General features: G+C 68.7%; 10 protein-coding genes. 1 reads left to right on the top strand and 9 read right to left on the bottom strand.

Annotated elements, in window-relative coordinates:
• Nucleotides 1–205: 205 nt before the first annotated feature.
• The 6 genes from pcaD to QSJ95_RS02520 all read right to left on the bottom strand — a co-directional run bounded on the left by pcaD (nt 206) and on the right by QSJ95_RS02520 (nt 5,158).
• Nucleotides 206–994 carry a 3-oxoadipate enol-lactonase gene (gene pcaD / locus QSJ95_RS02545; RefSeq protein WP_285639759.1) on the bottom strand — a complete coding sequence of 263 codons (789 nt, stop codon included), beginning with the start codon at nt 992–994 and terminating at the stop codon, nt 206–208.
• A gap of 111 nt (nt 995–1,105) precedes the next feature.
• The gene (pcaF, locus tag QSJ95_RS02540; RefSeq protein WP_256511433.1) at nt 1,106–2,311 is read right to left on the bottom strand and encodes a 3-oxoadipyl-CoA thiolase; all 1,206 of its coding nucleotides are present in this window, start codon (nt 2,309–2,311) and stop codon (nt 1,106–1,108) included.
• A complete protein-coding gene (locus QSJ95_RS02535; RefSeq protein WP_285639753.1) occupies nt 2,308–3,090 on the bottom strand; it encodes a CoA-transferase subunit beta in 783 nt (260 codons plus the stop codon). Before QSJ95_RS02535 ends, pcaF begins: the two co-directional genes overlap by 4 nt.
• Complete coding sequence (locus QSJ95_RS02530; RefSeq protein ID WP_009622241.1) at nt 3,090–3,938, bottom strand: CoA transferase subunit A; 849 nt, start codon at nt 3,936–3,938, stop codon at nt 3,090–3,092. The genes QSJ95_RS02535 and QSJ95_RS02530 overlap by 1 nt, the downstream gene beginning before the upstream one ends.
• A gap of 362 nt (nt 3,939–4,300) precedes the next feature.
• Entirely contained in the window at nt 4,301–4,714 is a 414-nt protein-coding gene (locus QSJ95_RS02525) for a VOC family protein (RefSeq protein ID WP_043315507.1), read from the bottom strand.
• An 18-nt stretch (nt 4,715–4,732) separates the two neighbouring features.
• The gene (locus QSJ95_RS02520; RefSeq protein WP_043272923.1) at nt 4,733–5,158 is read right to left on the bottom strand and encodes a YciI family protein; all 426 of its coding nucleotides are present in this window, start codon (nt 5,156–5,158) and stop codon (nt 4,733–4,735) included.
• Between the two features lie 263 nt (nt 5,159–5,421).
• Between QSJ95_RS02520 and QSJ95_RS02515 the strand changes: the two genes are divergently transcribed.
• Nucleotides 5,422–5,889 carry a YbaK/EbsC family protein gene (locus QSJ95_RS02515; RefSeq protein ID WP_009622248.1) on the top strand — a complete coding sequence of 156 codons (468 nt, stop codon included), beginning with the start codon at nt 5,422–5,424 and terminating at the stop codon, nt 5,887–5,889.
• A gap of 416 nt (nt 5,890–6,305) precedes the next feature.
• Here QSJ95_RS02515 and QSJ95_RS02510 read toward each other — a convergent pair whose 3' ends face one another.
• Genes QSJ95_RS02510 through QSJ95_RS02500 form a run of 3 tightly spaced genes read right to left on the bottom strand, consistent with a single transcriptional unit; the run spans nt 6,306 to nt 11,207 of the window.
• Complete coding sequence (locus tag QSJ95_RS02510; protein ID WP_009622249.1) at nt 6,306–7,676, bottom strand: HlyD family type I secretion periplasmic adaptor subunit; 1,371 nt, start codon at nt 7,674–7,676, stop codon at nt 6,306–6,308.
• Nucleotides 7,666–9,822, bottom strand: coding sequence for a type I secretion system permease/ATPase (locus QSJ95_RS02505; RefSeq protein WP_285639737.1), 2,157 nt, complete (start codon nt 9,820–9,822; stop codon nt 7,666–7,668). Before QSJ95_RS02505 ends, QSJ95_RS02510 begins: the two co-directional genes overlap by 11 nt.
• A 35-nt stretch (nt 9,823–9,857) precedes the next feature.
• Nucleotides 9,858–11,207 (bottom strand): TolC family outer membrane protein, encoded by a 1,350-nt coding sequence (locus QSJ95_RS02500; RefSeq protein WP_285639735.1) that lies wholly within the window; start codon nt 11,205–11,207, stop codon nt 9,858–9,860.
• Nucleotides 11,208–11,226 lie beyond the last annotated feature (19 nt).

Here is an 11,226-nt window from a genome sequence, read left to right as displayed (position 1 = left end):
GGAGAGGGAGCCGTTCGGCGTGAGCCTGTAGGAGCGGGCCCTGCCCGCGATTCGCGCGCAGGGCGCGCTCCTACATGGACACACCGCGGCTGGCACCCCGTAGGATGGGTTGAGCGAAGCGATACCCATCACCATGGCAGCATGGGTTTCGCAAGCTCAACCCATCCTACGAAAGCACCTCGGTGCAGTCGGCAAGACAGGCGCCTCAAGCGCGGAGGAAGGCCAGCACCTTGTCGCTGAAGGCCTCGCCAGCCTGGACGTTGGACAGGTGCGCGGCGTGGAATTCCACCAGCTCGGCGCCCTGGATGCGTTCCTGCATGAAGCGGCCGTGCTCGGTGGTGGTCACCGGGTCGCCGCTGCCGCAGACGACCAGGGTCGGCGCGCGGATGGCGCCCAGCTGTTCGCGGAAGTCGGCGTCGCGCACCGCGGCGCAGTTGGCCGCGTAGCCTTCCGGCGAGGTCTGCGCCAGCATGGCCACGATGGGCTCGACCTTGCCCGGCTGGGCCTCGGCGAAGTCGGCGGTGAACCAGCGCGAGATGGAGGCGTCGCGCAGGTCGCGCATGGCCTGGGCGCCACCGGAAAGCACGGTGTCGATGCGCGGGTTCCAGACTTCCGGGGTGCCGATCTTCGCGGCAGTGTTGCACAGCACCAGGCGCTCGATGCGCTCAGGAGCGTTGATCGCCAGCCACTGGCCGATCAGGCCGCCCATGGACAGGCCGCAGAAGCTGGCCTTGGCGATGTTCAGCGCGTCCAGCAGGGCCAGCACGTCGCGGCCGAGCTGCTCGATGCTGTAGGGGCCCGCGCTGACCAGCGAGGCGCCGTGGCCGCGGGTGTCGTAGCGCAGCACCTGGAAGTGTTGGGTGAAGGCAGGGATTTGCGCGTCCCACATGTGCAGGTCGGTGCCCAGGGAGTTGGACAGCACCAGCACCGGCGCGCCGGCCGGGCCTTCGAGGAGGTAGTTCAGTTCGCCGTCGGCGAGCTTGACGGTAGGCATCGGGGACTCCGTTGAATCAGGAACCACGCCCGCTCGGGGCGGGCGTCGGGGATTTTGCCAGGAAGATGGGTATCGCTGCGCTCCACCCATCCTACCGGGAGTGACGACCGTTCAGACGCGCTCGACAGCCAGCGCAACGCCCTGCCCCACGCCCACGCACATGGTGCACAGGCCGCGCTTGCCGCCGCTCTTCTCCAACTGGTGCACGGCGGTCAGGACCAGACGGGCGCCGCTGGCGCCCAGCGGGTGGCCGAGGGCGATGGCGCCGCCGTTGGGGTTGACCCGCGCGTCGTCGTCGGCGATGCCCAGCTCGCGGGTGACCGCCAGGCCCTGGGCGGCGAAGGCCTCGTTCAGTTCGATGACGTCGAAGTCGCCCACCGCCAGGTTCAGGCGCTCCAGCAGCTTGCGCACCGCCGGCACCGGGCCGATGCCCATCACCCGCGGGGCGACGCCGGCGCTGGCCATGCCCAGCACCTTGGCGCGGGGTTTCAGGCCATGTTTCTTCACCGCCTCGGCGGAAGCCAGGATCAGCGCCACCGAGCCGTCGTTGACGCCCGAGGCGTTGCCGGCGGTGACGGTCTTGTCCGGGCCGTTGACCGGTTTGAGCTTGGCCAGGGCCTCCAGGGTGGTATCCGGGCGCGGGTGCTCGTCGGTGTCGACGACGGTCTCGCCCTTGCGGCCCTTGATCACCACCGGGACGATTTCCTCGGCGAAGTAGCCGGCGGCCTGGGCGCGCCCGGCCAGTTGCTGGCTGCGCAGGGCGAAGGCGTCCTGGTCGGCGCGGCTGACCTTGTAGTCGTCGGCGACGTTGTCGGCAGTCTGCGGCATCGCATCGACGCCGTACTGGGCCTTCATCAGCGGGTTGATGAAGCGCCAGCCGATGGTGGTGTCCTCGATCTTCTGGCCGCGGCCGAAGGCGCTGTCCGCCTTGCCCATCACGTAGGGCGCGCGAGACATGGACTCCACGCCGCCGGCGATGGCCAGCTCGATCTCGCCGCTGGCGATGGCGCGGAAGGCGGTGCCCACCGCGTCCATGCCCGAGGCGCAGAGGCGGTTGAGGGTCACGCCGGGGATGCTCTCCGGCAGGCCGGCCAGCAGCAGCGCCATGCGCGCGACGTTGCGGTTGTCCTCGCCGGCCTGGTTGGCGCAGCCGAGGTAGACCTCGTCCAGCTGCGCCCAGTCGACCTGCGGGTTGCGCTCGACCAGGGCCTTGATCGGGGTGGCCGCCAGGTCGTCGGCGCGCACCGCCGAGAGCGCGCCGCCGAAGCGGCCGATGGGCGTGCGCACGGCGTCGCAGATGTAGACCTCGCGGCTCATTCCTCACCTCCTTGCTGGCCGTGGGCGGCCGCGGTGCGGGCTTCCAGGGCGCGCAGGGCTTGCAGCTCGACCTCGGTGGGCGCCACGGTCTCGGCGACCTGCTCGGCGAAGCGGATGGCCCAGCCGGTGTTCTCGATCACCTGCTCGCGGCTCACGCCCGGGTGCAGCGAGGTGACGATGAATTCGTTGCTGCCGACCTCCGGCTCCATGATGCACAGGTCGGTGATGATCGCCACCGGGCCCTTGCCGGGCAGGCCGAGCTGCTGGCGGTGGTCGCCGCCCTCGCCATGGCCGACCGAGGTGATGAAGGCCAGCTTGTCGACGAAGGTGCGGTGCGACTGCTTGAGGATGATCAGCACTTCCTTGGCCGAACCGGCGATCTCCGGGGCGCCGCCGGCGCCGGGCAGACGCACTTTCGGCTTGTCGTAGTCGCCGATGACGGTGGTGTTGATGTTACCGAAGCGGTCGACCTGGGCGGCGCCGAGGAAGCCGACGTCGATGCGCCCGCCCTGCAGCCAGTAGCGGAAGATTTCGCCGGTGGGCACCACGGTGTCGGCGGTTTCGGCCAGCTCGCCGTCGCCGATGGACAGCGGCAGTACGCTGGGCTTGGCGCCGATGGGGCCGGATTCGTAGATCAGGACCACGTCCGGCGAGGAAGTCAGGCGCGCCAGGTTGGCGGCCTTGGACGGCAGGCCGATGCCGACGAAGCAGACCGCGCCGTTCTTCAGGCGACGGGCGGCGGCCACGGTCATCATTTCATTGGTGCTGTAGGCGCTCATCATTTGCCCTCCGCGATTTTCTTCTGGAACTCGGCGAAATCTTTAGTGCCGCGGATGTAGGTGTCGATCCAGGCGGTGAAGGTCTCGCGGTCGCGGGCGATGGGGTCCCAGGCCTGGTAGAAGCGGTTGTCGCGCTCGTAGTAGCCGTGGGCGTAGGACGGGTGCGCGCCGCCGGGCACGTGGCAGACGGCGGACAGCGCCCAGGTCGGCAGCACGCAGGCGTTCATCGGCGCATTGAGGTCGTCGACGATCTCTTCCACGGTGACGATGCAGCGCTTGGCGGCCAGGGCGGCTTCCTTCTGCACGCCGAGGATGCCCCACAGCAGCACGTTGCCCTTGCGGTCGGCCTTCTGCGCGTGGATCACGGTGACGTCCGGGCGCACCGAGGGCACGGCGGCCAGTTGCTCGCCGGTGAACGGGCAGTTGATGAACTTGATGTTCGGGTTGACCTTCGGCAGATCGGAGCCGGCATAGGCGCGCAGCACCGCGAACGGCAGGCCCGAGGCGCCGGCCACGTAGGAGTTGGCCAGGTCGGCGTGGCTGTGCTCGTCGATTTCCAGCGGCTGCGGCCAGCCCTTCTCCACCGCGTCGCGCAGACGGTGCAGCGAGCCCACGCCGGGGTTGCCGCCCCAGGAGAAGGTCAGCTTGCGGGCGCAGCCGGCGCCGATCAGCAGGTCGTAGACCAGGTCGGGAGTCATGCGCACCAGGTGCAGGTCTTTCTTGCCCTGGCGGATGAGTTCGTGGGAAGCGGCGGTGGGGATCAGGTGGGTGAAGCCTTCGAGGGCGACGGTATCGCCGTCGTTCACGAAACGCTCGACCGCTTCGCGCAGGGTCAGGAGTTCAGCCATTGTCGGTCTCGTCTTGGGGTCCAGGGCATCCGTGGATGCCGATGGGCAAGACAGTAGCGCCGGGGCCGGGGGCCAAACAATGCGATTATCGACTATCGGTGCGGTTATCGAACAATTCCAATCTACAGGCCCCTACCCGCCCAAACCACGAAAATGACCAGGGACCCGCAGGAGAAACTGTCTTGCAGGCCGCGCCGAGGCGCTCTTCGTAGGATGGGTTGAGCTTGCGAAACCCATGCGGTTGCGCTGATGGGTATCGCTTCGCTCAACACCATCCTACGAAAAGCCATGATCGTTCGTGCGCTAGCGGGCCATGCCCGCGATCGCGCATGGCGCGCTCCTACGGTGGAGGCATATGCCTATCAGCGGTCCTGCTCGCAGTTGATCATCCAGGGCACCCCGAAGCGGTCGGTGAACATGGCGAAGGCGGCGGCCCAGAAGGTCTGCTGCAGTTCCATGGTGACCTGGCCGCCTTCGCTCAGGGCCTCGTAGATGCGCCGGGCTTCGGCCTTGCTGTCCACCTGCAGGGAGACGGACACGCCCTTGGTGCCCTCGTAGGGCATCGGCGGGCAGTTGTCCGAGCCCATCAGCACCTGGTCGCCCACCTCCAGGCGCACGTGCATCACGCGGTCGGCGGCGTCGGGTGGAATCTGCCCCATGTCCGGGGCGTCCTTGAAGCGCATGAGCATCGGCAGCTTGCCGCCGAGCACCTCGGCGTAGCGGGTGAAGGCTTGCTCGCAGTTGCCGTCGAAGATCAGGTAGGCCTGGATTTTCATCTGGAGTCTCCTGCCGGCTCAGTCCTGGCCGGCGATGCGGGCGCGCAGGCGTTCTTCCTGCTCGCGCAGTTCCTCGGTGAATTCGGCGCCGAAGTCCTCGGCCTCGAAGACCTGGCGGATCTCGATCTCCGACGGGCCGTCGAAGGGGCTGGGGCAGCGCTTGATCCAGTCGATGCATTCCTGCAGCGAATCGCACTGCAGCAGCCAGAAGCCGGCGATCAGCTCGCGGGTCTCGGCGAAGGGGCCGTCGACGACCGTGCGCGAGGCGCCGTCGAAACGCACCCGGGCGCCCTTCGAACTGGGCTGCAGGCCTTCGCCGGCGAGCATCACCCCGGCGGCGACCAACTCCTCGTTGAACTTGCCCATGGCCGTCAGCAGTTCTTCCGAGGGCATGACGCCGGCCTCCGAATCCGCGGTGGCCTTGACTATCGCCATGAAGCGCATGGTGGTTCTCCTCTTCTCGTGAAGTCGAGTGGGCCCACTGCCCCGCTCTGCCTGGTAGTCGATGCGCGCGGGGCGCGATCGACAACAGCGCAGACCGTTCGTCGGCAGCGCCCGGGCGTCGATGGCGGCAAACAGGAAGAACGATAGACAGGCCCGGCGACCGGGCAAGCCGGCGCGACGAACGCACCCGCCAGGCTGGACGCCCGCCGCCCGAGGCCCTAGATTGGCCGGTTCCCGAGAAATCCCGAGCAAGGAGCCCCAGCATGAGCCTGGAATCGGTCCGCGCCTTCTTCGCCGAGAAGGCCCCCGACATCGCCATCATCGAACTGGACACCAGCACCGCCACCGTCGCCCTGGCCGCCGAGGCCCACGGCGTGGAGCCGGGGCGCATCGCCAAGACGCTGTCGCTACGGGTGGGCGAGCGCACCGTGCTGGTGGTCGCCCGCGGCGACGCCCGCCTGGACAACCGCAAGCTCAAGGAAGCCCTGGGCGGCAAGGCGAAGATGCTCGGCGCCGAGGAAGTGGTGGAACTCACCGGCCACCCGGTGGGCGGCGTCTGCCCCTTCGGCCTGGCCAGCCCGCTGCCGGTGTACTGCGACGTGTCGCTGCGCGCCTTCGACGAAGTGCTACCGGCGGCCGGCGCCCTGCACAGCGCCGTGCGCATCGCCCCGGAACGCCTGGCGAGCCTGGTCGAGGCTGATTGGGTGGATGTTTGCCAGGAGCCGGTCTGAGGTCATGTGGGGGTTGAAGGGCGGGAGGAATTCGAAGAGCACGAAGAGCGCCCTCTCCCTAGCCCTCTCCCTGAAGGGAGAGGGGACCGTTGGGCAGATGCTGATGTTCTGGAGTCAGCCGGCTGGCACCGTGGCTGCCGGCTGAAACCAGGCCACCTCTCGGCACGGACCAGCCCTCTCTCCCTGAAGGAAGAGAGGACCGTTGGGCAGACGCTAATGTTCTGGAGTCAGCCGGCTAGCACCGTAATTGCCGGCTGAAACCAGGCCTCCTCTCGGCACGGACTAGCCCCCTCTCCCTTCAGGGAGAGGGTTGGGGAGAGGGAACAGGGTCAACCCAATACACCGCAGCCACCGGGGAACTCCGTTCGCGAGCAAGCTCGCTCCTACGAAAACGGCGACGTCGTCAGCGGTAGGTCTCAACGCTCCCGCAAAGCCTCCGCCCGCGCCCGCAGGATGGGCTTGAGCAGGTAGCTGAGGATGCTCTTCTTGCCGGTCATGATGTCCACGCTGGCGACCATCCCGGGGATGATCAGCAGCGGTTTCTCGTCGCTGCCCAGGTGGCTTTTGCGGGTGCGCAGCTTGATCAGGTAGAAGCTGTTGCCGTCCTCGTCGGTGACGGTGTCGGCGCCTATCTGCTCCAGTTCCGCCGGCAGGCCGCCGTAGATGGTGTAGTCGTAGGCGGTGAACTTGACCATGGCCTTCTGCCCGGGGTGCAGGAAGGCGATGTCCTGCGGGCGGATGCGCGCTTCCACCAGCAGGGTGTCGTCCAGCGGGACGATTTCCACCAGGTCGCTGCCCGGCTGGATCACCCCGCCGATGGTGTTCACCAGCAGTTGCTTGACGATGCCGCGCACCGGCGAGGTGACCAGGGTGCGGTTGACCCTGTCCTCCAGGGCCTTGCCGGTGGCTTCGGCCTTGCTCAGGTCGGTGCGCGCCTCGTTGAGTTCCTTGAGCGCGTCGCTGCGGAAGCGCGCGCGGGTCTCGGCGACCTTGCGCTCGACTTCCTTGATCGCCGCCTCGGCGCGGGGGATGGCCAGGCTGGTGGCGTCCAGCTGGCCGCGGTTCTCCACCTCGGCGCGCTTGAGGCGCAGCAGCTCCACCTGGGACATGGCGCCCTGCCCCACCAGCGGCGCGGACATGGCGATCTCCTGGCGCAGCAGCTCCAGGCTGTTGCGGTACTGCGCCTGCTTGGAGGCGAACTCGCGCAGCTCCTGCTGCTTCTGCACCAGTTGCTGCTCCAGGCCGGCGACCTCGTCCTTGAGCTGCTGTTGGCGGCTCTGGAACAGCGCCTCCTCGCTGCCGGCCTGGCCCGGGACCTTGGCGCGGACGTCGTCGGGGATGCGCAGCTCGCGGTCCTCCACCTCGGCGGAAAGGCGCTCCACGCGCAGGAACATGGCCAGGCGGTCGGCCTCGGTCTCGCCGACGTTGGACTGGAAGCGCGTCGGGTCCAGGCGCATCAGCGATTCGCCGGCCTGCACCACCTGGCCTTCGTGGACGAATATCTGCGAAACGATGCCGCCCTCCAGGTTCTGGATCTTCTGCACCTTGGACGAGGGAATCGCCTTGCCTTCGCCGCGGGTCACCTCGTCGATCTCGGCGAAGTGCGCCCACAGGCCGAGGAACAGGGCGAAGCCGACCAGCGCCCAGATGGTCAGGCGCACCACCCGCGGGGCGTCCTCCACCAGGGCCTTGCTGACTTCCGGCAGCGGCTGCCCGGAAAGGTCCTCGCTGCCGCGGAAATAGCCGCGGATGGACTGGCCGAAGAGGCCGAACGGATTAAGCGACACTGATCTGCCCCTTCTTCAATGCGTCCAGCACCACGTCCTTCGGCCCGTCGGCGATGATCCGCCCGCGGTCGACGATCACCAGGCGCTCCACCAGGCTGAGCATGGAGGCGCGGTGGGTGACCAGCAGCAGCGTCTTGTCGGCGATGAGCGGCTGCAGGCGCTGCTTCAGGAGTTCTTCGCCGGCGTTGTCCATGGAGCTGGTCGGCTCGTCCAGCAGCAGGATCGGCGGGTCCAGCAGCAGCGCGCGGGCCAGGGCGACGTTCTGCCGCTGGCCGCCGGAGAGGTTCAGGCCGCGCTCGCCCACCTGCAGTTCGTAGCCCTGCGGGTGCAGCCGGGCGAACTCGTGCACCCCGGCCAGCTCGGCGGCGCGCAGCGCCGTCTCGTCGTCGACGTAGCGCGCGCCGGCCACCAGGTTGTCGCGCAGGCTGCCGCTGAACAGGTTGATGTCCTGGGGCAGGTAGCCGATGTTGTGGCGCAGGTCGCTGACGTCCAGTTGGCGGGTGTCGACGCCATCCACCAAGAGGCTGCCGCTGTCGGCACGGTGCAGGCCGACGATCAGCTTGGCCAGGGAGCTCTTGCCCGAGCCGCTGCGGCCGATGATGCCGACCTTCTCGCCGGGGCGGATCACCAGGTTGATGTCGTGCAGCGCCTCGACCTGCTGGTTCGGGTAGGCGAAGTTCAGCTGGCGCAGCTCGATGCCGCCGCGCAGTTGCTGGCGGCTCAGCGGGCGCTCGCTGCTGTTGCGCTCCTGCTCCAGGGCCATCATCTGGTCGGTGCTGTGCATGGTCAGGCGCGCCTGCTGGTAGCGCTGGATCAGCCCGGAAAGCTGGGTCAGCGGGCCGAGGGCGCGGCCGTTGAGCATGTAGCAGGCGATCAGGCCGCCCATGCTGAGATCGCCGGCGATGATCAGGTAGACGCCGCCGATGATCATCACCACCCCGGCCAGGGCCTGGATCAGCAGCGTCAGGTTCATCGCCAGGCTGGACAGCAGCTTGACGCGCAGCTCCAGGCGGCCGAGGGTGCCGATGGTCTGCTCCCACAGGTACTGGCGCTCGCTCTCGGCGTTGTTGACCTTGACCGCGTCGAGCCCGGCGAGGGTCTCGATCAGGCTCGACTGGCGCTCGGCGGCCAGGGCCATGGTGCGGTTCATGGTTTCCACCAGCGGCTTCTGCAGCAGCCAGCCGATGCCGGCGGCCAGCGGGAAAGCCAGCAGCGGGACGAACACCAGCGGCCCGCCGATGATGCCAATCACCAGCAGGATCAGCAGGGTGAACGGCAGGTCGATCAGACTGGTCAGCGTCAGCGAGGCGAGGAAGTCGCGCAGCGTCTGGAACTCGTGGATGTTCTGGGCGAAGCTGCCGACCCGCGCCGGGCGCTGCCTCAGGTCCATGCCGACGATGCGCTCGAAGAGCGTCGCGCTGATGATCAGGTCGGTCTTCTTGCCGGCCAGGTCCAGGCATAGCCCGCGCAGGGTCTTGAGCAGCAGGTCGAACAGGTAGGCGCCGCTGATGCCGACGGCCAGCACCCACAGGGTGGCGGCGGCCTGGTTGGGCACCACGCGGTCGTAGACGTTCATCACGAACAGCGGCGCGGCCAGGGCGATGAGGTTGATCAGCAGGCTCGCCGCCACCGCATCGACGTACAGCCAGCGCGAGCGCAGCAGCGTGTCGCGGAACCAGCGCCGCGCGCGGGGGATCATCTCGCCGTGCTGCAGGTCGTGCTGGTGCTGCGGCTGGGCGAAGAAGGCCTGGCCGGCGTAGTCCTCGGCCAGCAGCTCGCGGGCTACCCGCACCTCGCCGCCGTCGCTCTCGCTGAGCAGCAGACGCGCCTCGCCGCCGGCCTCCCAGCCCAGCAGCACGGCGCAGCGGCCGTCGCGCAGCAGCAGCATGGCCGGCAGCGCGATGGCCGGGATCCGCTCCAGCGGCCGCTGCAGCAGGCGCCCCTGCAAGCCGGCGCGGGCCGCCGCGCGCGGCAGCAGCTCAGCGGACAGGCGCTGCCCGGGCAGCGGCAGGCCGCTGGTGAGCATGGCCCGGCTGGCCGGCTTGCGGTGCAGCGCGCAGAGGCTCAGCAGGCTGTCCAGCAGGGGGTCGTCCAGCAGGACGCGCGGATCACGACTCAAGGGGACTTGGCTGGTTTCCTGATCCACGCGGGGCTACTCCGGGGGTTGGGCGCACGGCCGGCTCAGTTGAGGCCGGGCAGCTGCACCTGGGGTTTGACGTCTTCGCTGGCGACGCTGGCCAGGGGCGCGACCACGCCCTGGCTCTTGAGCAGTTCGCCCAGGGTGGCCTTCACCCGGTACTGGGTGAACAGCTCGGTGTAGCGCAGGTCGACCAGGCGGCGCGAGGCGTTGAACAGTTCGTTCTCGCTGTCCAGCAGGTCCAGCAGGGTGCGTTCGCCGATGCTGAACTGCTTCTGGTAGGCCTCGCGCACGCGGCTGCTGTAGTCCACGTACTGGCGGGCGATGGGCAGCTGATCGCGGGCGTTGGCCAGGGCGTTCCAGGCCAGGCCGAGTTCCTCGTTGAGCTGGCGCAGGGCGTTGTTGCGGACGTCCAGGGCCTGGTTGGCCAGGTACGACTTGGACTGCAGCTCGGCCTTGTTGCTGCCGCCGGCGAACAGGTTGTAGCGCATGCGCAGCATGGCCTGCCAATCGTTGTTGTGGCCCGGGTCGCCGGAAAGGTTGTTGTCGGCATTGCGCGACAGCTCGGCGTCGAAGCGCGGGTAGAACGGCGCCTTGGCCGCTTCGTACTGCTTCTCGGCGGCGGCCACGTCGGACTCGGCCGAACGCAGGATCGGGCTGTTCTCCAGCAGCTGCCGGCGCGCGTCCTGCAGGTCTTGCGGCAGCAGGCCCGGCAGGCCGGCCGGCTCGCTCAGCTCCAGCGGCTCGGCGCCGACCACGCTCAGGTAGTTGGTGCGCGCATCGGCCAGGTTGGTCTGCTCGGTGAGCAGGTTGTTGCGCGCCTGGGCCAGGCGCGCCTCGGCCTGGTCCTGGTCGGCCAGGCGGCCGACGCCGCGGGCGCTGCGCAGGCTGATCTGGTCGTAGATGCGCTGGTGGCTCTTCAGGTTCTCCTCGGCCAGGCGGACCATCTCCTGGCGACGCAGCACGTCGGTATAGACCTGCGCCACTTCCAGCCCGGTGCGCTCGGCGGTGCCCAGCAGCGCATAGGCGCGGGAGTTCACCGTGGCCTTCTGGCGGCCCACCTCGCTGGAGGTGGCGAAGCCGTCGAACACCATCTGCTGCAGGCTCAGCGCCGACTCGCCGCGGTTCATGGTCCGCCAGTGGTCGCCCTCGCCGCGGGTGGTGGGGTTGTCGGCGCCCTCGCGGCCATAGCCGGCAGTGAGGTCGACCGAAGGCAGGTAGCCGCCCTGGGCGGCGCGCAGCTGCTGGTCGGCGGCCAGGCGGCTGTTCACCCCGGCCTGGATTTCCGGGTGCACGTCCATGGCGCGCTGCATGGCTTCGTTCAGGGTGGTGGCATGGGCCGGGGCCGCGCAGTAGAGCGCAAGGGGCAACAGGGGCACGAAACGCAAACGCATGGTTTGAACATCCTTATCG

Origin of the sequence: Pseudomonas sp. NBRC 100443 (assembly GCF_030268185.1) — a bacterium.
Lineage (GTDB): Bacteria > Pseudomonadota > Gammaproteobacteria > Pseudomonadales > Pseudomonadaceae > Pseudomonas > Pseudomonas citronellolis.
This window is presented reverse-complemented; position numbering and strand designations above follow the sequence as displayed.

Excerpts from the sequence above, each read along its gene's own strand:
- pcaD (WP_285639759.1), bottom strand. The coding sequence starts at position 994 with ATGCCTACCGTCAAGCTCGCCGACGGCGAACTGAACTACCTCCTCGAA.
- pcaF (WP_256511433.1), bottom strand. The coding sequence starts at position 2,311 with ATGAGCCGCGAGGTCTACATCTGCGACGCCGTGCGCACGCCCATCGGC.
- QSJ95_RS02535 (WP_285639753.1), bottom strand. The coding sequence starts at position 3,090 with ATGAGCGCCTACAGCACCAATGAAATGATGACCGTGGCCGCCGCCCGT.
- QSJ95_RS02530 (WP_009622241.1), bottom strand. The coding sequence starts at position 3,938 with ATGGCTGAACTCCTGACCCTGCGCGAAGCGGTCGAGCGTTTCGTGAAC.
- QSJ95_RS02525 (WP_043315507.1), bottom strand. The coding sequence starts at position 4,714 with ATGAAAATCCAGGCCTACCTGATCTTCGACGGCAACTGCGAGCAAGCC.
- QSJ95_RS02520 (WP_043272923.1), bottom strand. The coding sequence starts at position 5,158 with ATGCGCTTCATGGCGATAGTCAAGGCCACCGCGGATTCGGAGGCCGGC.
- QSJ95_RS02515 (WP_009622248.1), top strand. The coding sequence starts at position 5,422 with ATGAGCCTGGAATCGGTCCGCGCCTTCTTCGCCGAGAAGGCCCCCGAC.
- QSJ95_RS02500 (WP_285639735.1), bottom strand. The coding sequence starts at position 11,207 with ATGCGTTTGCGTTTCGTGCCCCTGTTGCCCCTTGCGCTCTACTGCGCG.